Here is a 20,983-nt window from a genome sequence, read left to right as displayed (position 1 = left end):
GCCGCGCACCTATTGTCGGACCCGTGACGAGCTCGCTCTCTGCCGATGCGCTGCCCGTCAACGTCTCGAACAGCGTGGCCAGGGTCGTCGAGGACTATCTCGCCGACCTCGAGGCCACCGTGCCCGGCCTCGTCGACGGGGTCTACCTCACGGGATCGGTGGCCCTCGGGGACTTCCACGGCACGTGGAGTGACATCGACTTCGTGACGGTCGTGGCAGAGCGGCCGGGCACGGACCACCAGTCGCTCCTCGCGGACGTCCACGAGCGGATCACCAGCAGGCACACCAGGCCCCGGCTGGACGGTCACTACCTCACCTGGGACGACCTCACGTCCCCACCGGACCGCGACACCACCCTCGGACTCCAGGCCCACGACGGCGTCCTGCACGCCGGCAAGAACTGGGTGCCGTCGATCCTCGTCTGGCACGAGATGCACGACCACGGCCTGCACGTGCACGGACCGAGCCTCGCGGACCACGACATCGCCCTCGACCCGGCAGCGTTGCGGCAGTGGTGCCTGGCGGAGCTGGCCGAGCACTGGACCCCGTGGTGGTTCCGCACGGCCAAGCTGCTCTCGACCCCGGGCGTGGGCAGTCTCGGGTCGTGGGCCCCGGCCGCCGGGGTCCTCGGCGTCGCCCGGCTGCACTACATGCTCACCACCGGCCGGATCACCTCGAAGTGCGGCGCCGGCGAGTGGGCCCTGGCGATCTGCGAGCCGGAGTGGAAGCGCCTGCTCGAGGAGTGCCTGCGCATTCGCAACCGTCCGGACAAGCGCTCGCTCTACGGCACCCCGTTCCGGCGGCGTCGCGACGCGCTCACCTTCATGGACCTGCTCATGACCGTCGACGAGGAGACCTTCGGCGACGCAGCCTCGACCCAAGGGATGCCCCGATGACCGTGCCCGACCCCCAGGACGCTCCGCCGCTGCGTTGGGGGATCCTCGCCCCCGGCGGCATCGCCAACAAGTTCGCCGAGGCGGTGCGCGGCCTCACGGCCGGGACCGTCGTCGCCGTTGGCTCGCGCGACGGGGGGCGGGCGGTTGACTTCGCCGCGCGCCACGGCATACCCCGCTCGTATGCCGGGTACGAGCAGCTCGTGCGCGACGACGAGGTCGAGGCCGTCTACGTCGCGTCACCGCACTCCGCCCATCGCGACCACGCCCTGCTGGCCATCGGGGCCGGCAAGCACGTCCTCATCGAGAAAGCGCTGGCGCGCAACGGCTCCGAGGTCGAGGAGATCTTTACCGCAGCCGAGGCGGGAGGGGTGTTCGCCATGGAGGCGATGTGGACCCGGCACCTGCCGCACATCGCCTGGGTCCGCGACCGGATCGCCTCTGGCGCCATCGGCGAGATCGTCACCATCACCGCCGACCACGGTCAGTCCCTCGACCTGCCTGCCGCGCACCGGCTCAAGAACCCGGACCTCGCGGGCGGGGCGATCCTCGACCTCGGCGTCTATCCCGTCTCCTTCGTCGTCGACCTGCTCGGCGCCCCGCAGGAGGTCAAGGCGGTCGGACGGCTCACCGAGACGGGCGTCGACGGCCACGTGTCGATGGTCCTCGGCTATCCCGGCCGCACGCTCGCCCAGGTCGACACGACGCTGTGGACCAAGACGCCGACGACCGCGGTGGTCTCCGGCACCGAGGGCAGCATCGAGATCGACGGCGACTTCTACGGCCCCGGCCTCGTCCGGCTGCGCAGAGCCGACCGCACCCGCTCCGTCGTCGAGGAGTGGGACGGCAGCGCTGACAACGGGTTTCAGTTCCAGGCGGCTGAGGTGGCGAGGGGTGTCGCCGCGGGCAGGCACGAGAGCGTGCGGATGACGTGGGACTCCTCACGCGCCGTCATGGCGGTCATGGACGAGGCCCGGCGCCAGGTGGGTGTCGTCTACCCGGGGGAGTGAGCAAACGCCAGGGCGCGGACGCCGGGGCTCGTTGACGACGACAGGAACGCGCACTCGCCCAGCGACCCGGACGGCCCGAGCGCCAGGGTGAGACGGACCCCGTCCGCCATCCGGTAGGGCTGGGTGTCGACGAGGGCGCCGAGGCTACGGCGCAGTCGTGAGACCTCGGCCCGCGTCGTGACGAGGTGCGCGCCGTCGCCGTAGAGACGACGGCTCAGCTGCTCGGTGGTGAGGCCCGGCGCCCCGGCGTCGTGGAGCAGCAGGAGGATCTCCGCGTGCCGGGTCGTCAGGGTGGTGCGCCACGGCGCCGCGCCCGCACGCACCTCCAGCATCGGCGTCCCGGTGAGGTGGAGCTCGGCCACGACGGAGTGCTCGGCGCCCGAGGGGCGGATCAGCCAGCCGTCCGCCAGGGGCTCGGGCAGGCACAGGCCGAGGCCCGGGACGGCGAGCGCCCGGTCGGGCCGTGGGGCCGCGATCCGCTCGCGGACGGCGATGCCCGAGCTGTGCGCGACCCAACCGTGGTCGTCGACGAGCAGCATCGGCCCGCTCAGGGTGGCCAGCAGGGGGGCGGCCGAGCGACGCAGCCGTTCGAGGCCATCCTCGTGGTGGCGCCAGAGGCGCGCCTCGGCCAGGCGCACGCCGGTCTCGACGAGGGCGCTGATCGCCGGGTGGAGCGTCATCGCCGGCCCGCTGACGTCGACGATGCCGAGCAGCTCGCCCGTGCGGGGGTCGTGGATGGGCGAGGCGGTGCAGTACCACGGGTGCTGGTTCTGCTCGAAGTGCTCTGCCGAGAACAGCTGGACCGGTGCGGCCTCGGCGAGGGCGGTGCCGATCGCGTTGGTCCCGACCATCGACTCGGTCCACAGGGCCCCCTCACTGAAGCCGAGGGTGTCGGCCTGGCGCCGGACCGACGAGGCTCCCTCGCGCCAGAGGACGATCCCGTCCGCGTCGGTCACGACCATGAGGAAGTGGGACGCGTCGGCGACGGATGACACGACCTGCGTGAGGTCGCCGATGACATGGCGCAGCGGCGAGTCGCGCCGGCGGCGCTCGACCTCGTCCATCGGCAGCGGGTCGCGGGTGTTCATCCCGTCCGGGTCGAGCCCGAGCTCGAGGGCGCGCCTCCAGGAGCGGGCGACGAGGTCTCGGGGGCGCATCGACGGACGGGTGCCGCCGAGGACCGCATCGTGGGTGCGCGCGAGGTCGCGCGCGTGCTTCGACAGGTCGGTGCCCGGCCGGATCGCGCTGAAGTTGCTCACGGTCAGCGTCTCTCTTCGTTGAGTTCCTGCGAGCAGTTGACTTCCTGTGAGCATAAGCAGCGCAGGGAGGCGATGCAACGCGCTGCAACCCTTGCCACGGCATACCCCGAGGGTCTGGAGTCAGGGCAGGCCCAACGACAGGAGCTCCACCATGACCCAGACCATCGAGCAGAGGGAAAAGACCGCAGGCCCCCAGGCCCGGGTCGACACGTGGCTGGCGGACTTCGAGGGGGCCCTGGCCGCCCGGGACGTCGAGCGTGCCGCTGCGATGTTCGCCACCGACTGCTACTGGCGCGACCTCGTGTCGTTCACCTGGAACCTCAAGACGCTCGAGGGTCGGGACGCGGTCGCGGCCATGCTGCGGGCCACGCTCGACGAGATCGACCCGTCCGGGTTCCGCACCAGTGAGGAGCCGAGCGAGGGCGGGGGCGTGACGGAGGCGTGGATCGAGTTCGACACGGCGGTCGGGCGCGGCCGGGGCCAGCTGCGCCTCAAGGAGGAGGGGGCGTGGACCCTGCTCACGACGCTCTACGAGCTCAAGGGCCACGAGGAGCCCAGGGGGAAGGGGCGCCCTCGAGGGGCCGAGCACGGCGCCAACCGCGAGCGGGAGACCTGGAGTGAGAAGCGGGTGCGCGAGGCGGCCGAGCTCGGGTATGCCGCGCAGCCCTACGCCCTCGTCGTCGGTGGCGGCCAGGGCGGGATCGCCCTCGGCGCCCGGCTGCGCCAGCTCGGCGTCCCCACCATCATCATCGACAAGCGGGGCCGTCCGGGCGACCAGTGGCGCAGCCGCTACACGTCCCTCTGCCTGCACGACCCGGTCTGGTACGACCACCTGCCCTATCTGAAGTTCCCCGAGAACTGGCCGGTGTTCGCGCCCAAGGACAAGATCGCCGACTGGCTCGAGTCATACACCAAGATCATGGAGCTCAACTACTGGACCAACACGGAGGCCACAAGCGCCCGCTGGGACGAGGGCACCCGCGAGTGGACGGTCGAGGTCGAGCGCGACGGCCAGCCGCTGGTCCTGCGGCCGAAGCAGCTCATCCTCGCGACGGGGATGGCGGGCAAGCCCAACGTCCCGGCCTTCCCGGGCATGGACCGCTTCCGCGGCGAACAGCACCACTCCTCTGCCCACCCCGGCCCCGACGCCTACGCCGGGAAGAAGGTCGTCGTCGTCGGGTCGAACAACTCGGCGTTCGACATCTGTGGTGCCCTGTGGGAGAAGGGCGCCGACGTCACGATGGTGCAGCGCTCGTCGAGCCACATCGTCAAGTCGGACTCGCTCATGGACATCGGTCTCGGGGCGCTCTACTCCGAGGAGGCCGTTGCCAGCGGGATGACGACGGAGAAGGCCGACATGGTGTTCGCGTCGCTGCCCTACCGCATCATGCACGAGTTCCAGATCCCGCTCTACGACCAGATGCGCGAGCGCGACAAGGACTTCTACGACCGTCTCGAGGCCGCCGGGTTCGATCACGACTGGGGCGACGACGGGTCCGGGCTGTTCATGAAGTACCTGCGGCGTGGTTCCGGCTACTACATCGACGTCGGTGCGGCTGAGCTCGTGGCCAACGGCGACGTCAGGCTCGTCGGCGGCCAGGTCAAGGAGCTGACCGCGGACTCGGTGGTGCTCCAGGACGGCACCACGCTGCCCGCCGACCTGGTGGTCTACGCGACGGGCTACGGGTCGATGAACGGCTGGGCCGCCGACCTGATCTCGCAGGAGGTCGCCGACCGGGTGGGCAAGGTCTGGGGCCTCGGCTCAGCGACGACCAAGGACCCCGGGCCCTGGGAGGGCGAGCAGCGCAACATGTGGAAGCCGACCCAGCAGGAGTCGTTGTGGTTCCACGGCGGCAACCTGCACCAGTCGCGCCACTACTCGCTCTACCTCGCGCTGCAGCTCAAGGCGCGCTTCGAGGGCATCCCGACTCCCGTCTACGGACTCCAGGAGGTCCACCACCTGTCCTGACACCGCGCCACACCGTGGCGCCCGTTCACCCCGTGGGCGGCGGCAGACGCCGCACGGTGAGGATCTGCTCGCAACGACCGAGGGCGCCCTCGACGTCGTGGAGGGTGGACGAGGTCAGGCCCACGCCGCCGGTCCCGAAGACCACCGTGGTGTCGAGCCCCACCCAGCCAGGGACCGGCTCGCGCCACAGGTGCACGGACAGGTCGACGTTGGGGAACATCCACTCGCGGGGGTCCTGCCGCACGGCAATCCCGTTTGCGGTGTCGACGACGCTGAGGAAGGCGGCGGTCGGGCTCACGTCGACGCCCTCGACGAGCGTGGTGTCGGTGCGGAGCCAGACCTGCCCGCGTCCTGCCTCGTGGCCCGGGCCGACCCGCCCGTCCAGCGAGGAGATGAAGCCACCGGCCCACGTGGCCGCGCCGTCCCAGACGGCCAGGGAGTCCGGCGCCGGAAGGGGGTCGGGGTGGCCGCCGCCCACGTCACCGCTGTCCTGCGAGGCCAGGCGCCACGCGGTTGCCCGCACGACCGGACGCCCACCGGCGACGAGGGTCGCCTCCACGAGCTCGATGGTGCGTCCCGGTCGCACGGTCCGCACCGTGATCTCACTGCGCTCTGTGGGGATCATCCCGAGGATCTCGTAGGTGAGCCGCGCCAGCACCATCCCCTCCCTCGGCTCGTGCTCGTCGATCGCGTGGGCGATGAGGCCCGAGACCGGTCCCATGTGCTGCTCACCGGGGTTCCAGACCCCTTCGACGTGGGGGGTGGGCTGGTAGGCCCCGGCGCCGAGCGGCACGTAGTAGGCGTTCTCCTGGGTCACCCGGCCACTCTAGGCACGGCGCCCGAGCACCCAGCCCGCACCTCCCGCGTCGAGGTGGTGGACCTATCGGGTTGGTCACCCGCGATGACGGCTGCGATCGAGGAGGCTTATCGTCGGGCATGGCCTCGCTCCCGCTCTTCCCGTTGGGCACCACCCTCCTGCCCGGAGGTCAGCTGCCGCTGAAGGTCTTCGAACCGCGCTACGTCGTCATGCTGCGGGATCTCCTCGCGGAGCCGCGCGAGGAACCGGGCTTCGGCGTCGTGGCGATCCGGCGGGGCTTCGAGGTGGGCGTGGAGCGTGCGAACGACCTGCACGGGATCGGGTGCTTCGCCGAGCTCGACCAGATCGCCGAGATCGCTGAGGCCGTCTTCTTCGTCCACGCCACCGGGTCACGCCGGTTTCGGCTGGACAGCATCGACACCGCCGCGGGGACGCCGTACCTCATGGCCGACGTCACGTGGTTGGAGGAACGGGACGGGGACCCGGCGACGTTCCCGGCCCTGGCCACCCGCCTGCGTGCCGCGGTGACGGCATACCGGGAGGTCCAGGACCTCGAGGAGGCCGAGGCCCCGACGGATCCCACGGAGCTGTCCTACTGGGCCGCGCCGGCCGCCGGCCTCGGCGCCGGTGACCGTCAGCTGCTGCTGGCGTGCGGGGAGACGAGTGCCCGGCTCGGCCTGGCACTGCGGATGGTCCAGCGTGAGGCGGCCCTGACGCAGAGCCTCGGCGTGGTCGGACTGCTGCCGGGCGGACCGGCCAGCCTCAACTGAGCTGCTCGCGCGACGGTCCGGCGTCGCGCGGCATCGCGTCGATCCTCGTCGAGTGGCTGTCGTAGACCCCGACGACCTCGGACAGGAAGCGCTCGACGACCGCGAGCTCCGCGTCGGTGAAGCCGTCCAGCACGGCGGACACGCCTGCGCCGAGGGGCCCGAAATAGCGTTCCCCCAGCGCCCGCGCGCCAGCGCCGTAGCGCAGGTGGACGCGACGGCGGTCCACGGTGTCGCGGTCGCGGCGGGCGTGGTCGAGACCCTCCAGGCGGTCAATCACCGCCGTCGTCGCGCCGGAGGACAGGCCGAGGATGCGCTGCAGGGCCCCGGGCGTCATGGCCCGGCCCGCGTTGTCGGCCTCCATGATGTGCATCAGGGCCGCGAGGTCGGTGTGGTTGACACGCTGGTGGGCCGCGACCGCGGTCGCGAGCCGGTCCCCCTCGGCCTTGAGCCGGCGCAGGAGCGTGACCACCGCGAGGACCCGGGCCCGTCGAGGTGCCTCGGCGCTCGCGGTCATGGCTGACGTTCCTTCGGGTGCGGCGGGGGGTGGGGTGGACTCCGGCGGGGTCTGTGCATAGTATTCCGACCAGCGTACATCTCGAATTTCGAGTAACACGATAAGTGAGGCAATCATGGACGCGTTGTCGAGGGCCGTCGGTCGAGTCAGCACGGGTCGTTGGGGAGCCCGGGCCACCGCGGTGCTGTTCGTCGCCATCGTCGCAGTGATGTTCTCCATCACGGTGGATGCGCCGATGTCGAGTCCCTCCGCGTCGGACCTGCCCGCCGACGTCGAGTCGGTCCGGGTGAGCCAGCTCGCGACGCAGCTGCCCGGGTCGCGCTACAACCCGGCCCTTGTGGTCGTCAGTCGGGCGGATGCCCCCCTCACCGGCGAGGACCGGGCCGCGGCTGCCTCTCTCGCCGGGTCGCTGGCCACCGTCACGGGCAGTCCCCCGCCCACGACGGTCCCGGCGGCCGACGGGAAGGCCGTCCTCGTCACCGTGCTGCTCGAGCGCCGACTGGTCGACACCGACCTCACGTCGATGGTGGCGTCGATCCGCTCCACCATCGCGCAGGCCGGGCTGCCCCAGGGCCTGACCGCCCAGGTCACCGGCGGCCCAGGCATCGTCGCCGACGTCTCCTCTGCGTTCGCCGGGGCGGACACGAGGCTGCTCGCGACGACGGCGGGGATCGTGGCTCTGCTGCTCCTGCTGACCTACCGCAGCCCGGTGCTGTGGATCGTGCCGCTCTTCGTCGTCGGCATCGCCGACCAGCTCGGGGCCAGGCTCACGACGGTCGTCTCGGCGATCACGGACCAGCCGACCAACGCCTCCAGCGCCGGGATCGCCAGCGTGCTCGTCTTCGGGGCAGGGACGAACTACGCGTTGCTCCTCATCGCCCGCTACCGCGAGAACCTGCGCCACGAAGAGGATCACCGGGTCGCCCTGCGCGAGGCCGTGTCGTCGGCCGGCGGGGCCATCGTCGGCAGCGCCGTCACGGTGACGCTCTCACTCCTCACGCTGCTGCTCGCCGTCAGCGGCAGTTTGCGTACCATCGGCTGGACGAGCGCCGTGGGCGTGGTCGTCGTCCTCGTCAGCGTGATCGTCGTCATGCCGGCGGCGCTGGCCCTGTGCGGGCGAAGGCTGTTCTGGCCGTTCATCCCCCGCGTCGGCACCGACGACCCCAGCCACCAGGGGGTCTGGGCCACGGTGGCGGGAGCCGTCGCCCGCCGACCGGCACTGGTGTCCGCCGCAGCGGTGGTCATCCTGCTCGTCCTCGCCTCCGGGATCGCCGGGGCGCGGATCGGCCTGTCCCAGACCGAGCAGTTCCGGGGTGCGTCCGAGTCGGCCACCGGGCTGGAGAACATCGCGGCCCACTACCCGGCGGGGGCCTCGGCGCCGGCGCAGGTCATTGCTCGCTCGGGCGCCGAGCAGGCCGTGCTCGTGGCTGTCACGGCGACGACGGGGGTGGACTCCGCCCGGGTCAGTGACCGCGGCGGAGAGCTCGTGCAGATCAGTGCCGTCCTCAAGGACCTGCCCGGCACGCAGGGCAGCTATGCAGCCGTCGACGCGCTGCGCGCCTCGGTCCACGCCATCGACGGGGCCGATGCCTTGGTCGGGGGGTCGGTGGCCGACACCCTTGACGCCAAGAACGCGGCGGTCCGCGACCAGGCGGTCATCGCCCCGCTCATCCTGCTCGTGGTCCTTGCGATCCTCATCCTGCTGCTGCGCTCGCTCGTCGCACCCGTTCTGCTCATCCTCACCGTCGTCCTCAGCTGTGCGGCCGCGATCGGTGCCGGCCACTGGTCCTTCGTGCACCTCTTCGGCTTCCCCGCCCTCGACACGAGCGTGCCGCTGCTGGCATTCCTCTTCCTCGTCGCGCTGGGCGTCGACTACAACATCTTCCTCACGACGCGGGCCCGTCAGGAGGCCATCCGCATCGGCACGCGGGCGGGCGTCCGCACCGCGGTCGCGGTCACCGGAGGGGTCATCACCAGCGCCGGAGTCCTGCTCGCCGCAGTGTTCACCGTGCTCGGGGTCCTGCCCCTCATCACCCTCACCCAGATCGGGATCATCGTCGGCTTCGGGGTCCTGCTCGACACGCTCCTCGTGCGGACGGTGCTTGTCCCGGCCCTCATCACCCTGCTCGGTCGCCGGGTGTGGTGGCCGAGCCGGATGAGCCACGTCGAGGCGGAGGCGGCGGCAGGAGCAGAGGCCGGGCTCGGGGTCACGGCAGCGACCGAGCCCGTGGCCCGAGACGGGGTCAAGGTCGAGCAGCGACAATAGGTCCATGCGCCTGCGCCCCGACGACCTGCCCGCCGCCGCGATCGACTTCCTGACCGAACGCCACCTGGCCACGCTGACGACACTGCGGGCCGACGGCTCGCCACACGTCGTGGCGATCGCGTTCACCTTCGACGCGGCGACCGCGACAGCGCGGGTGATCACCAACGGTCCGAGCCTCAAGGCGCGCAACGTCGGGGCCGGAGGGCCGACGGCCCTGTGCCAGGTGGAGGGCCGTCGGTGGCTCACCCTCGAGGGGCGCGGCGTCGTTGTCACGGACCCCGACGAGGTGCAGGACGCGGTGCAGCGGTATGCCGTGCGCTTCCGCCAGCCCCGGGTGAACCCGCAGCGGGTGCTCGTCAAGATCGCCGTCGACCGGGTCATGGGCAACATCTGACGGCGGCCGACGGGTCGCGGGTCGACGCTCAGCCGGCCAGGCCGCTGCCCTCTCACGCAAGGACTTCAGGTCGCTGAGGACCCAGGGGGGCCGCCGCCGATGATCGCGGCGAGCCGCGCGGCGCCCTCGACCTCTCGGGTGAGGGCGAGCGCCCAGGAACCGTCCGGGACCCCCGCGATCGCGTAGGTGGCTCTCGTGGCCTTCTCCGCGGCCGTCGTCGGGTCCATGAGCATCCGGAAGGTGCGGACGAGCCTGCGGCGGGTCCGACTCGATGACCGGGCCGCAGGTCGACGTCGACGAGCCCGGTGTAGGCACAGCGTGCCGTCCACTCGGGCTGGGTGGTGTCGGTGCTCACGTGCCGTTCTCCAGCTCCTTCGTGAGGTTCACGAGCACCGTGACGCGGTTCTCCGCGTCCCTGTCGATCCACCGGTCGTGGATTAGACGGATCGGCACCGGGTTGAGGTGGCGCAGCCTTGCCCGGGGTGACCTCATGGTCACCTGTCAACGGTCAGCAGCCCGCGGATGTCATCGGCCGTGATCGTGCCGCTGGTCAGGGCGCCCTCGTCGACGACCTGGCTGAAGAGCTCGCGCTTGCGCTGCTGGAGGGCGACGACCTTCTCCTCGATGGTGTCGGTGGAGACGAGTCGATAGACCATGACGTGCTTGCCCTGACCGATCCGGTGGGTCCGGTCGATGGCCTGGGCCTCCGCCGCGGGGTTCCACCACGGGTCGAGGAGGAAGACGTAGTCCGCCTCGGTCAGGTTGAGGCCGAAGCCGCCGGCCTTGAGGCTGATGAGGAACGCGGGCGCCGTGCCGGTCTTGAAGCGCTCGATCGCCGCCTGGCGGTTGCGGGTGCGGCCGTCGAGGTACTCGTGGGCGATGCCGGCGCTGTCGAGCCGGGCGCGCACCGTGGCCAGGAACCCGGTGAACTGGCTGAAGACGAGCGCCTTGTGGCCCTCCTCGACGACCGGCTGGAGCAGCTCGAGGAAAGTGTCGACCTTGGCCGACCCGATGCCGGCGTGGGCGGCGTCGACGAGACCGGGGTCGAGGCTGAGCTGGCGCAGCAGGGTGAGGGAGCGGAAGATGGCGATCCGGTTGCGGTCGGCGTCCTCGAGCAGGCCGAGCAGCTTCTGGCGCTCGCGCTGCAGGTGGGTGTCGTAGATCCGGCGGTGCCGGGGCGACAAGGTCACGGCGATGGTCTGTTCCTGCTTCGGCGGGAGGTCGGTGGCGACGGCCTCCTTGGTGCGCCTCAGCATCACGGGGCGGATCCGGCGGCGCAGCGTCTCGAGGCGCTCGGGGGCGAGGCCGCTCTCGATGGGACGGCGGTAGAGCTCGTTGAAGCGTGACGGGTTGGGGAAGAGTCCGGGCGCGACGATCGACAGCAGCGACCACAGCTCCATGAGGTTGTTCTCCATCGGCGTCCCGGTGATGGCGAGCTTGACCGGAGCCGGCAGCCGTCGGGCGCACTGGTGGACCTGCGACTGGTGGTTCTTGGCGAACTGCGCCTCGTCGAGCACCAGCGCCGACCAGGACTGCTTGCGGAAGGCCTCCTGGTCGAGGCGGAACACGGCATACGAGGTGAGGACGAGGTCGCTGCCTGCGGCCTCGTCGGTAACGGCGGTCCCGCGCTTGCGGGAGGTCTGCCCGAGGGTGGTGACCCGCAGGTCGGGGCAGAACTTGGCCGCCTCGCCGGACCACGTCGACAGCACGCTCGTGGGGGCGACGACGAGGAACGGTGGTCCGTCTGGCTCGGCGCCGCGGGTCTGGAGGACCATCGCCAGGGTCTGGATCGTCTTGCCGAGTCCCATGTCGTCGGCAAGGATTCCGCCGAGTCCGGCCCGGCGCAGGAACGTCAGCCACTGGAAGCCCTCGAGCTGGTAGGGCCGCAGGGTCGCCCGCAGCCCGGTCGGTGCGTCCGGAGCCGGGAGGCTGTCGCTGCCGCCGAGGGCCTTGACGGTCGCTGCCCACCGCTCGCTCTGTTCGTCGACGACGCCCAGCTCGACGAGCTCGGCCCAGAGGTCGACCTGGTAGGGCGTCAGCCGCAGTGGCTGGTCGGGGTCGTCCTGCAGGGCGCGAGCCTCGTCGAGCAGGCGCCGCAGGTCCTGAAGCTCTGGCTGGTCGGTCCGGAACCACGTGCCGCTGTCGAGGATGACGTGGTCGTCCCCGTGGGTCAGGGCGGTCAGCAGTGCGGCGAGCGGCACCGACTCACCACCGACCGAGATGTCTACGCCGAGGTCGAACCAGTCGGTGGCGCCCGGGGTGCTCGCCGCGGTGGCGCTCTCGGAGACGGACAGGCGGATCAGCGGCGCGTCGCCAGCCTCCTCGTAGTCGAGGGCCTCGCCCATGACCATGACATCGACGCCGGCGTCGTCCTCGAGGGCGGGCAGCACCTCGTCGATGAAGGTCAGCATGTCGAGGCCGTGCAGCACCTGGTCCGGGACGATGCGCGGTCGTCCCCCGACGGAGATCCGCAGGCCGGCGACGCGGTCGAGGACCTCCGGGCCGATGAGCAGGTCGCGCTCGGCGGCATGGTCGCGAGGGACGCGCCCGGCAGCCTGGGAGCCGGGGTGGACGCACACGACGTCGTCCCCGATGACGTAGGCGTAGGACCACTGCAGCCGCAGGTGGTGCCCTGCCTGGTGGGTCACGGTGAGGCTGAGCCGCGGCGGCTCGACCTCGAGGAAGGTCACGCTGTCGTCGGAGGAGATGAGCGTGACGCGCTCGCGCAGGGTGGGGACGTGGCTGACCAGGAAGGTGGGGATGTCGGCCGCCGGGATGGGCACCGACCCCAGCTGCAGGAAGCCGGCCTGCGCCCGGTCGAGCGGCGGGTCGAAGCGCATCAGGGTGAGGTCGCCGTCCCGATGCTCCACAAAGGCTCCGGCGGGAGGGTCGCCGATGAATGTCGCCTCGTCGTCGTCCGTCAGATCCGCCTCGTCGGGGAAGCTGACCACGGGCGCGAGGTGGGCGTCTCCGTCCGGGTCGTCACGGCACACGTCGAGGGCGAACCGGGCCGGCTCCTCGACGAGGTGCACCGCGCCGATCTGCTGGGGGTCCGTCAGCAGCGGTATGCCGTGCCGGTGCACCTCGTGCAGCGTGGACCACCAGCCCGCGCCGAGCTCGTCGAGGTGGATCGTGTCGTTCTGGGTGAGGTAGTACTTGCGGTGCCGGCGCTGATAGGTCTGGGCGATGTCGGCGAGGACGAGACGCTGCTCGGGGTCGAGGTTGGTGCGGTTCGCGTAGGAGTGCTCGATGCTTCCCCAGCTGACGAGGTTCTTGACCCAGGACGTCCGGCCCCGGGTGACCGGGCGGAGGCGGATGCGGGGCTGCGAGCGAGCGGGCACGACCTCCAGCAGCAACCCGAACGGGGTGGTCTGCGCCCGTGAGGGACCGTGCGGGTCGGTGGTCAGGCCGCTGAGGACGTCCTGCCAGCTGGGGGGCGGGGTGACCCGACGTGGGCCCGAGCCGCTCGTCGGGTAGGGGGTCAGCCGCGAGCGTGCGGCAGCGACCAGGGCCACCGTGTGCTTGCAGTCGTGCTCCATGGGGCAGGTGCAGGTGCTTCGCCAGTAGGAGACGTCCGTCTGGGTGTCGGGGACCAGCTCGACGGTGGTTCGGTAGCTGCGACCCTGGCTGCCCTGGACGCTGCCGTCGATCCGCGAGCCTCCATCGGCCGCCGCGACGGCGAGCACGTGACCGCGCTTGGCATAGATCAGGCCTCGGGCCAACGTCGCCGGGCCGGCAATGAGCTCGAGGTCCTCGTCGTCGAGGTCGATGACAGTGTCAACGAGCACCGGTCGGCTGTAGTCCACTCCCACCTCCTCAGCTCTCGACGGGTCTGATGGGGTCTCATCCGGGTCTCTCGGCCTGGACGCCATCGTAGGGCGCGAGGCAGACAGGGCGCGGGTCCGTGCGTGACCTGTGGACGGTGCGGCCCGGATCCTCGACAGGCTCGGGTGGCACGATCAGGCTGCGCGAATGAGCGCCTCGAACGCGGTAACCAGGGCTCCCTCATCGGCCCCACCTGGGATTCCCGGCAGACCAGGACTTCCCGGCATACCTGGCATTCCTTGCGTGTCCAGCAGATCGTGGTCGCCGGATGAATACCGCCCAGGTGGCGCCAACCCGCCAAGGACCAGGACGGGCGGCGCGGTCGACTCATAGCTGTGGCCCGTCGGCGTCGTCGTGCGCACCCGGTGGCGCCCCTGCCCGGTCACGACCTCGCAGCGCCAGCCGGGGAGCTCCTTCGCGTAGTTGCAGCGCGCACACAGGCCCTGGCCGTTGTCGGCCATGGTCTCGCCGCCCTCTGCGCTGGCCCGGACGTGGTCGGTGTGGCAGATCGGCGCATCGCACCACCGGGTGCGGCAGACCTGGTCGCGCGCGACGAGGAACCGCCGCAACAACCCGTCGAAGCTGCGGCGTCGGGAGTCCATCGCGACGAGGGTGCCGTCTGCCGGGGAGGTGAAGAGTCGACGCACCCAGACCCGGGCGACCTCTGCGAGGCGCGCCTGGTCCGGGTCGGCGCTGTGTCCGCCGGCGCGACCGGTGACGAGGTCGCGCGCGAACGCCGCTGGCACCGGACCGAACCCGGGGATCTGGGCGGGGGTGTCGTCACCCTCCAGCGTCCGGTCGGTCATGACGAGCTGGACCTCGAAGGGCACGGCGTCTGCGGTGGTCTGCCCGGTGAGGCGCTGCACGAACGTGTGCGCCATGATCTGGCCCTTTGACCGCTCGTCGCCCAGGGCCTTGGCGCTCGCGGCGGCGGCGGTGAGGGCGGCGTGGACCGCGACCCCCTGCGCCACCGGCAGGAACCCCGTCACCAGCGCCATCGTGTCCGGCGCGGGGCGGATCCTGACCCGGCGGTCCCTGATGGCTCCCCGGACCCGGCGCAGCACCGACTCGGCGTCGAGCTGATATCCGATGGCGCGAGCCCGCCGGGCCAGCTGCGCGTCGCCGAGGTGCGGCATCTCGGCCACGAGCCGGGCGTCGACCTGTCGGCGGTCCGCTGCGCTGAGGACTGCCGTCTCGCGGACCACGATGGTGGCCCGCCACTCGCTGATGGCGCCCGAGGTCAGGGCGGCCATGGTGTGCGGCATCTCCTTGACGAGCGCCTTCGCCAACCCGAGATGCCGGGACCCCTTGACCTTCGAGTCGTGACGGGCCAGGGCGATCTGGTCAGCGACCCCCCGTCCCTGCTGATCGGCAGGAAGTCCGGCGGCGGCCTGCTCCCTTCGCTGCGACGCCTCGAAGTCCACGCTCACCCGAGCCTGCGCCGCAGCCGCCGCACCCTTGAGCCGCTCCAGCAGCCCGAGCTGCGTGATCCGCTGGGTGTCGTCGATGTCGGAATCGAGGTGAGCAAGGCGCCCGACCATGGTCTCCAGCTCGACCGTCGAGAGCATCGACGGTGCGGACGTCCCGGCGGGCGGCTGCCCCGGCGTTCCGTGGGCGACGATGGACTCGAAAATGTGTCCTATTCTACGTCGTGCCGAAGACCGGGGCACGAGGTTGTGCACAGGTCAGTCCGACGGGGGCGCCCGCCCCCGCGCCCCCGCTCAGGGCGACGGCGTGTCCCGTCGGCCGCGCACGCCGCGTAGGACCAGCAGGATCCCGAGCAGGGCAACCACCGGGCCGATCACGGCCCACACGGTCACCCCGGTCATCACGCTGCCCGCGACGTACCCCAGGCCCTGCAATGTCCACAGCACGCCTACCAGCACGAGCAGGACACCGACGGCGACGAGTCCGGGACGTTTCATGGCCCGACCCTAGCCCCGGGGGGACGTTCCTCGAACATGTCGATCCACGCCCGGAGCGACGAGCTCGACGTGGGGCGGCACGGCGTCGAGCCACGCTCTGTATGCCGCGTCGAGGACCCAGAGCTCCGCGTCGACGACACCCGCAAGGCAACGGCGTTGCTCGTCCCGGTCCCCCGGGGATGGGCCCAGACGACGTGGCTCGGGGCACCCGCACACGATAGGCCTACGACGCGGAGCCGCCGTGGGCCTCGACCGAGACGTGCTGCCACTCGTTCCAGGTCGCGAGCCGGGACTCGTAGTCGGCGGTGGCGATGGCCAGCGGCGCCTCCCCGAAGAAGACCCGCAGCGGGGGGTTGTCGGAGTCCACCAGGGTGAGGATCGGTCCCCTCGTCGCGACCGGGTCACCCGGCGTGCCGCGCCGGCTGGGCCGGTTGGCCGCCTGCTCGCGCACCCCGTCGTATGCCGCGATCGCGGTGGCGTGCTTGGCCGAGCTGCCGCCCCAGTCGGTGGAGTACCCGCCGGGCTCGATGAGGGTGACCTTGATGCCGAAGCCGGCGACCTCCTGGGCCAGCGACTGGCTGAAGCCCTCCAGCGCCCACTTCGACGCGTGGTAGATGCCGACCGTGGGGAACGCCGAGATGCCGCCGATGGAGGAGACCTGGATGATGTGCCCGCTGCCCTGGGCGCGCAGGAACGGCAGCGCGGCCTGGGTGACCCAGAGGGCGCCGAAGAGGTTCGTCTCGATCTGCGCGCGGGACTCGGCCTCGCTGAGCTCCTCGACCATGCCGAACTGGCCGTAGCCGGCGTTGTTCACGACCACGTCGAGGCGGCCGAAGTGCTCATGGGCCTCGGCGACGGCGGCGAAGACGGCGTCGTGGTCGGTCACGTCGAGCGAGAGGGGGAGGATCTTGTCGCCGTGGACGGCCACGAGGTCGTCGAGGCTCGCGGCGGCACGGGCGGTGGCGGCGACGGAGTCACCGCGCTCCAGTGCGGCGATCGCCCACTCCCGACCGAAGCCTCGGGACGTGCCGGTGATGAACCAGGTCTTGGTGCTCATGTCGTTCTCCTTCAGGTGGTGGGGGTTCGGGTGCATCGCCGGGTCAGTCGTCGCTGACCTGGTGGCGGAAGCGGTCGCGCCTGGTGTGCAGGTCCCACAGGTGGCCGGCCAGGACGTCGGGGTCCTTCTCGGTGTCCCCGGCGATGATCCGGCCACCGATGACCAGCTGCGACACCTGGATGCCCTCCTCGCCGAGGACCTCGTTGAGCAGCTGCGCGTATGCCGCCTGGCCGGCGAACGCGACGGAGGTGCCGGTGACGTTGCGGCCGGGTTTGACCGCAGAGCCGCCGTTGACGAACAGGATGGTGCCACGGTTCTCGCCAAGGAAACGCATCCCCGGCAGCACCTGGTGCACCGCCGCGACGGGTCCGTAGATCGAGAACTCGACGGGTCCGACGAGGTCGGCCGGCGTGGTCTCCAGCACCGGGCGCATGAAGTCCTTCTGGGGCAGCGGGCTGTACTGCAGGACCTCGATCGGGCCGAGGGTCTCGCTCACCTGCTCCAGCGCTGCGGCGATGGACGAGGGGTCACGGACGTCGGCGACGAAACCCTCGGCCCGGACGCCGTTCTTGACCAGTTCCGCGGCCAGCGCGTCGACGCGTCCCTGGTGGCGCGCGATGAGGCCGACGGTGAAGCCCTCCGCGCCGAAGCGTCGTGCGACGGCTGCCCCGAGTCCTGGTCCTGCTCCGATGATGGCGATGGATGTCATGAAGGGTCCAAGTCACGGCGACCTCGACGTGTTCCCGGTGGGGTACGTTCTCGTCGTGACCACCAACGCCGAGAAGGCCCGCGAGCTCCTCCGTCTGCACACCGCCCCGGAGCTGCTGCTCCTGGTCAACGTCTGGGACGTCATCACGGCGCGGGTCGTGGCCGACACCCCGGGCACGCGGGCGCTGGCCACCGCCAGCCACTCGATCGCCGCAGCACACGGATACCCCGACGGCGAGCAGATCCCTCGGGACCTGATGATCACGGCCGTCGGCCGCATCGCCGCCGCCGTGGACATCCCGGTCACGGCGGACCTCGAGGCGGGGTACGGCGACGCGGGTGACACGGTGAGTCGCGCCATCGACGTGGGCATCGTCGGCGCCAACCTGGAGGACCAGCTCAAGCCCCTGCCTGACGCGGTCCGGGCCGTCGAGGCCGCGGTCGCCGCCGGTGCGAGTGCCGGGGTGCCGTTCGTCCTCAACGCCCGCACCGACGCCTTCCTCAAGGCGGGCGACAAGGACCCCGAGGCGGTCCTCGCGGACGCCATCGAGCGTGGGCGTGCCTACCTCGGCGCCGGTGCCTCCACCTTCTTCGTGCCGGGCAAGCTCGACGAGCCCACCGTGACCCGTCTGGTGGAGGCACTCGGGCAGCGAAGCGTCAACGTCATCGGCGTGCCCGGGTCGTTGGGCCTGGACACCCTCCAGCGCCTCGGCGTGGCCCGGGTCTCCTACGGGCCCTGGAGCCAGAACGTCGCCCTCACCGCGTTGGCGACGCTGGCCGAGGACGTCTACCGCGGTGGCGGGCTGCCGGAGGGCACCCGCAAGCTGAACTGAGCCCGCTCACCCGCGTCATCCGACGGGCAACGGCTCCGCGTTCTGCGCCGCCCACAGGTCGGGGCCGAAGACCTCGTAGCGGATGTTCGCGGCGGGCACCCCACGCGCCCGCAGGGTCGAACGCACGTGGCGCATGAACGGCAGGGGCCCGCAGGTGAACACCTGGAGCCCCTCGGGCAGGGGCACCTCGGACAGGTCCATGTAGCCCTCGTGCGACCGTCGGTCCGAGAGGTCGACGTGCTCATACCAGGTGTGCGCGGTGAAGTCGTCGAGCTGGCGGCCGACGTGCAACACGATGTCGCGCAGGGCGTGGTCCTGGGCGGTCCGGTCGGCGTGGGCGACGATGACCTGGCGGGTCGGCTGGGTGCGGGCGATGTGCTCGACGATCGGGAGCACGGTGGTGATCCCCGCTCCCGCGCTGGCCAGCAGGAGCGGCGCTTCCGAGTCCTGGACGACGAAGTCCCCGGCGGGGGCGCTGACGTCGAGGAGGTCACCGACCTGTGCCTTGTCCTGCAGGTAGGACGAGACCCGCCCGTCCGGGGCACCGCCCACGCCGCGGACCCGGCTCACCGTGATCTGCAACCGGGTCCCCGTGGCCGTCGAGGACACGGTGTACTGGCGCGGCTGCCGGTCTCCGTCGGGCAGGTCGACGAAGACCGAGACGTACTGGCCCGGAGTGATCTCCGGCAGCGGGTCGCCGTCGCCCGGTTCGAGCACCAGCGAGACGACGTCATGGGTCTCCTCGATGCGTCGCACGACCCGGTACGGGCGCAGGGCGTGCGAGGGGTCGACGCCGGCCTGCTGGTAGAGCCGGGCCTCCTCGGCCACCAGCTGGGTCGCGAACAGCCAGTACACCTCGTCCCAGGCGGCGGCCACCTCGGGTGTGACGGCGTCCCCGAGCACCTCGGCCACCGCGCCCAACAGGTATCGGCCAACGATGGTGTACTGCTCCGGGCGGATCCCGAGCGAAATGTGCTTGTGGGCGATCCGCCGCAGCACGTGGTCGAAAGGTGGGGCGGCTGGGTCGATCAGCTGCACGGCATACGCGACGACCGACGCAGCCAACGCCTTGCTCTGCTCTCCGGTGGCCTGGTTGCCCTGGTTGAACACCCGGAGGAGCTCGGGGTGTGCGGCGAACATGCTGGGGTAGAAGCGGGCAGTGATCAGCTCGGCGTGCTCGGCGACCACGCCCGCCGTGCTGCGGATGATCTCCGCGGACTCCAGCGACAACAACGAGACGGGGTGGGCTGTGGGGGTGGGGGACAAGGAAGGCACTCCAAGGGTCGCGGGGACTGACTGAGGTCGCCGAATCGGCGGCCGGGTTCATCATCGGACGGGAGAACGCCGGCAACCCGGGACCAACGGCCCGAGCCTTGGGAAACGAATCATTGAACAAGACGCACGAGTACTTCGAGTTCGGGACTTCGAGCTGGCCAGCGGCGTCCTTCGCCCGCAGGCGCGAGAAGGACACCGCCGCGATTGACGGGTCTACGCCGAGGCGTTGTCGGGATAGGCCGGCACCCGTCGGCGTCGGCGTCGGTGCCGGTCAGGTGAGGGCTTCGATGAGGGCCACGGCGTGCACCGCGGTGGGCAGGGAAGCGGTCTCGTCCCGGATCCGCTCGGCGGCGGTGCGGAATCGGGAGTCCTGCAGGACGTCGAGGACGGCCCGGCCGAGGTCGTCGTGGCGGGCTGTGGAGGGGTCGAGCACGCGGGCGACGCCGAGCGCCTGGCACCGGTCGGCGTTGAGCGGCTGGTCTGCGCCGAGGGGCAGCAGCACGAGGGGGACTCCCAGAGCAAGGGCGCCGATGACGCTGCCGGATCCAGCGTGGCAGACGACGACGTCGCAGTGGGGCAGCAGTGCGCCCTGGGGGGCGAAGTTCGTGACGCGCACGTTCGGCGGCTGGGGACCGAGCTCGCGCGGGTCGATCTCGCGGCCCACGGTGACGACGACGTTCGCGTCGAGCCCCGCCACGGCGGCCACGACACGGGGAAACAGGTCGCCGGACTCCTGGTGGAAGACCGTGCCCAGCGTGATGTATGCCGTTGGTCGGCTGGGTCGTTCGGCCAGCCACGCGAGCACGCCGGTCGTCGACTCGTCGTCCTGCCCGGCGGCGCAACGGGGGTCGAGCACCGGAGGCTGGATGTGGCGGGCCGTGGCCGGCAACCGGTCGTCAGGGTTGCGATAGCTCGGAGGGACGGGCACGAGGGTGAGGTGGCGGTGCAGCATCTCCAGGCCTGGGTCTGCTGGCAACCCGTGCTCGGCGCGAAGCAGGTCGAGCGAGTCCGCGACCAGGTCCGGACGGAGAAGCCCGCCAGCGGCCAGCACGACGATCGAGGCGTGCGGGAGCCCGAGTCGCTCAGCCGCCACGGCGGCGCCGAAATCGACCTCGTCGCGGACGATGACCTCCGGGCGCCAATGGGCGGCGACGTCCAGCAGCCTCGAGGTGCGCCCGCGGGCGGTCCGTCCAGCGAAGTTGTCCCGGATGACCTGCTCCTCGTGAGCGCGCTCGACGGGGACCAACCGCCCTCGCGCGGCGGGGTCGGCGAGGGTAGGGCCTCCACTCGGGAGGAAGGGGAACCCTGCGGCCAAGACGGCGCTGAGCATCGCCTCCTGGCCGCTGAACATCACCTGATGGCCGCGCGCAGACGCCGCCCGGGCGATTGGCAGGGCGGGAAGGAAGTGTCCGCTGCCGCCAGTGAAGGTGAACAGGATTCGCACGACCCCAGCATGCACGCCGCGGGA

The 20,983-nt window shown here is 71.3% G+C and carries 19 protein-coding genes; 7 read left to right on the top strand and 12 right to left on the bottom strand.

All coding sequences use genetic code 11. The features are described from left to right. Positions 1-23 precede the first annotated feature (23 nt). Entirely contained in the window at positions 24-896 is an 873-nt protein-coding gene (locus ACLL9L_RS11045) for an aminoglycoside adenylyltransferase domain-containing protein (protein WP_411284707.1), read from the top strand. Then, the gene (locus tag ACLL9L_RS11040) at positions 893-1,903 is read left to right on the top strand and encodes a Gfo/Idh/MocA family protein (protein WP_411284706.1); all 1,011 of its coding nucleotides are present in this window, start codon (positions 893-895) and stop codon (positions 1,901-1,903) included. Before ACLL9L_RS11045 ends, ACLL9L_RS11040 begins: the two co-directional genes overlap by 4 nt. Here the strand turns inward: ACLL9L_RS11040 and ACLL9L_RS11035 are convergent. Next, the gene (locus tag ACLL9L_RS11035) at positions 1,888-3,162 is read right to left on the bottom strand and encodes a GAF domain-containing protein (RefSeq protein ID WP_411284705.1); all 1,275 of its coding nucleotides are present in this window, start codon (positions 3,160-3,162) and stop codon (positions 1,888-1,890) included. The genes ACLL9L_RS11040 and ACLL9L_RS11035 overlap by 16 nt on opposite strands. A gap of 151 nt (positions 3,163-3,313) precedes the next feature. Here ACLL9L_RS11035 and ACLL9L_RS11030 point away from each other — a divergent pair, with 151 nt between their 5' ends. Next, on the top strand, positions 3,314-5,131 hold the full coding sequence (locus ACLL9L_RS11030) for an NAD(P)-binding domain-containing protein (protein WP_411284704.1): 1,818 nt from the start codon (positions 3,314-3,316) through the stop codon (positions 5,129-5,131). Between the two features lie 25 nt (positions 5,132-5,156). Here the strand turns inward: ACLL9L_RS11030 and ACLL9L_RS11025 are convergent, their stop codons facing one another. Next, on the bottom strand, positions 5,157-5,948 hold the full coding sequence (locus ACLL9L_RS11025; RefSeq protein ID WP_411284703.1) for a thioesterase family protein: 792 nt from the start codon (positions 5,946-5,948) through the stop codon (positions 5,157-5,159). Between the two features lie 119 nt (positions 5,949-6,067). Here ACLL9L_RS11025 and ACLL9L_RS11020 point away from each other — a divergent pair, with 119 nt between their 5' ends. Continuing rightward, positions 6,068-6,718, top strand: a complete 651-nt coding sequence (locus tag ACLL9L_RS11020) for an LON peptidase substrate-binding domain-containing protein (RefSeq protein WP_411284702.1) — start codon at positions 6,068-6,070, stop codon at positions 6,716-6,718. Here the strand turns inward: ACLL9L_RS11020 and ACLL9L_RS11015 are convergent. Continuing rightward, positions 6,711-7,232 carry a MarR family transcriptional regulator gene (locus ACLL9L_RS11015; protein WP_411284701.1) on the bottom strand — a complete coding sequence of 174 codons (522 nt, stop codon included), beginning with the start codon at positions 7,230-7,232 and terminating at the stop codon, positions 6,711-6,713. The genes ACLL9L_RS11020 and ACLL9L_RS11015 overlap by 8 nt on opposite strands. 115 nt (positions 7,233-7,347) lie before the next feature. Here ACLL9L_RS11015 and ACLL9L_RS11010 point away from each other — a divergent pair, with 115 nt between their 5' ends. Beyond that, the gene (locus tag ACLL9L_RS11010) at positions 7,348-9,498 is read left to right on the top strand and encodes an MMPL family transporter (RefSeq protein ID WP_411284700.1); all 2,151 of its coding nucleotides are present in this window, start codon (positions 7,348-7,350) and stop codon (positions 9,496-9,498) included. A gap of 4 nt (positions 9,499-9,502) precedes the next feature. Next, entirely contained in the window at positions 9,503-9,892 is a 390-nt protein-coding gene (locus ACLL9L_RS11005; protein WP_411284699.1) for a TIGR03618 family F420-dependent PPOX class oxidoreductase, read from the top strand. Positions 9,893-9,957: 65 nt separating this feature from the next. Here ACLL9L_RS11005 and ACLL9L_RS11000 read toward each other — a convergent pair whose 3' ends face one another. The 7 genes from ACLL9L_RS11000 to ACLL9L_RS10970 form a co-directional block, all read right to left on the bottom strand. Next, entirely contained in the window at positions 9,958-10,119 is a 162-nt protein-coding gene (locus tag ACLL9L_RS11000) for a hypothetical protein (RefSeq protein WP_411284698.1), read from the bottom strand. Between the two features lie 124 nt (positions 10,120-10,243). Next, on the bottom strand, positions 10,244-10,384 hold the full coding sequence (locus ACLL9L_RS10995; protein ID WP_411284697.1) for a hypothetical protein: 141 nt from the start codon (positions 10,382-10,384) through the stop codon (positions 10,244-10,246). 2 nt (positions 10,385-10,386) lie between these two features. Continuing rightward, the gene (locus tag ACLL9L_RS10990) at positions 10,387-13,680 is read right to left on the bottom strand and encodes an SNF2-related protein (protein ID WP_411284696.1); all 3,294 of its coding nucleotides are present in this window, start codon (positions 13,678-13,680) and stop codon (positions 10,387-10,389) included. A gap of 171 nt (positions 13,681-13,851) precedes the next feature. Beyond that, positions 13,852-15,285: a DUF222 domain-containing protein gene (locus tag ACLL9L_RS10985; RefSeq protein WP_411284695.1), complete on the bottom strand. Its 1,434-nt coding sequence runs from the start codon at positions 15,283-15,285 to the stop codon at positions 13,852-13,854. Between the two features lie 153 nt (positions 15,286-15,438). After that, positions 15,439-15,642: a hypothetical protein gene (locus ACLL9L_RS10980; RefSeq protein ID WP_411284694.1), complete on the bottom strand. Its 204-nt coding sequence runs from the start codon at positions 15,640-15,642 to the stop codon at positions 15,439-15,441. A 223-nt stretch (positions 15,643-15,865) separates the two neighbouring features. Beyond that, on the bottom strand, positions 15,866-16,699 hold the full coding sequence (locus ACLL9L_RS10975) for an SDR family oxidoreductase (protein ID WP_411284693.1): 834 nt from the start codon (positions 16,697-16,699) through the stop codon (positions 15,866-15,868). A gap of 43 nt (positions 16,700-16,742) precedes the next feature. Then, positions 16,743-17,408 (bottom strand): SDR family NAD(P)-dependent oxidoreductase, encoded by a 666-nt coding sequence (locus ACLL9L_RS10970; protein WP_411284692.1) that lies wholly within the window; start codon positions 17,406-17,408, stop codon positions 16,743-16,745. Between the two features lie 55 nt (positions 17,409-17,463). Here ACLL9L_RS10970 and ACLL9L_RS10965 point away from each other — a divergent pair, with 55 nt between their 5' ends. Continuing rightward, positions 17,464-18,240, top strand: coding sequence for an isocitrate lyase/phosphoenolpyruvate mutase family protein (locus tag ACLL9L_RS10965; protein ID WP_411284718.1), 777 nt, complete (start codon positions 17,464-17,466; stop codon positions 18,238-18,240). 15 nt (positions 18,241-18,255) lie between these two features. On the opposite strand, the gene ACLL9L_RS10960 is transcribed toward ACLL9L_RS10965, so the two are convergent. Then, positions 18,256-19,506: a globin domain-containing protein gene (locus ACLL9L_RS10960; RefSeq protein ID WP_411284691.1), complete on the bottom strand. Its 1,251-nt coding sequence runs from the start codon at positions 19,504-19,506 to the stop codon at positions 18,256-18,258. A 280-nt stretch (positions 19,507-19,786) separates the two neighbouring features. After that, positions 19,787-20,959, bottom strand: a complete 1,173-nt coding sequence (locus ACLL9L_RS10955) for a glycosyltransferase (protein WP_411284690.1) — start codon at positions 20,957-20,959, stop codon at positions 19,787-19,789. Positions 20,960-20,983: the final 24 nt, after the last annotated feature.

The organism is Lapillicoccus sp., from assembly GCF_046595215.1.
Lineage (GTDB): Bacteria > Actinomycetota > Actinomycetes > Actinomycetales > Dermatophilaceae > Lapillicoccus.
The sequence above is the reverse complement of the archived record's forward strand: the minus strand, read 5'-3'. Positions and strand labels throughout refer to the sequence as shown.

What these genes read in the sequence shown, in the direction of transcription:
- ACLL9L_RS11040 (WP_411284706.1), top strand. Translation starts at nt 893, where the DNA reads ATGACCGTGCCCGACCCCCAGGACGCTCCGCCGCTGCGTTGGGGGATC.
- ACLL9L_RS11030 (WP_411284704.1), top strand. Translation starts at nt 3,314, where the DNA reads ATGACCCAGACCATCGAGCAGAGGGAAAAGACCGCAGGCCCCCAGGCC.
- ACLL9L_RS11020 (WP_411284702.1), top strand. Translation starts at nt 6,068, where the DNA reads ATGGCCTCGCTCCCGCTCTTCCCGTTGGGCACCACCCTCCTGCCCGGA.
- ACLL9L_RS11015 (WP_411284701.1), bottom strand. Translation starts at nt 7,232, where the DNA reads ATGACCGCGAGCGCCGAGGCACCTCGACGGGCCCGGGTCCTCGCGGTG.
- ACLL9L_RS11010 (WP_411284700.1), top strand. Translation starts at nt 7,348, where the DNA reads ATGGACGCGTTGTCGAGGGCCGTCGGTCGAGTCAGCACGGGTCGTTGG.
- ACLL9L_RS11005 (WP_411284699.1), top strand. Translation starts at nt 9,503, where the DNA reads ATGCGCCTGCGCCCCGACGACCTGCCCGCCGCCGCGATCGACTTCCTG.
- ACLL9L_RS11000 (WP_411284698.1), bottom strand. Translation starts at nt 10,119, where the DNA reads ATGGACCCGACGACGGCCGCGGAGAAGGCCACGAGAGCCACCTACGCG.
- ACLL9L_RS10995 (WP_411284697.1), bottom strand. Translation starts at nt 10,384, where the DNA reads ATGAGGTCACCCCGGGCAAGGCTGCGCCACCTCAACCCGGTGCCGATC.
- ACLL9L_RS10985 (WP_411284695.1), bottom strand. Translation starts at nt 15,285, where the DNA reads ATGCTCTCGACGGTCGAGCTGGAGACCATGGTCGGGCGCCTTGCTCAC.
- ACLL9L_RS10980 (WP_411284694.1), bottom strand. Translation starts at nt 15,642, where the DNA reads ATGAAACGTCCCGGACTCGTCGCCGTCGGTGTCCTGCTCGTGCTGGTA.
- ACLL9L_RS10975 (WP_411284693.1), bottom strand. Translation starts at nt 16,699, where the DNA reads ATGAGCACCAAGACCTGGTTCATCACCGGCACGTCCCGAGGCTTCGGT.
- ACLL9L_RS10970 (WP_411284692.1), bottom strand. Translation starts at nt 17,408, where the DNA reads ATGACATCCATCGCCATCATCGGAGCAGGACCAGGACTCGGGGCAGCC.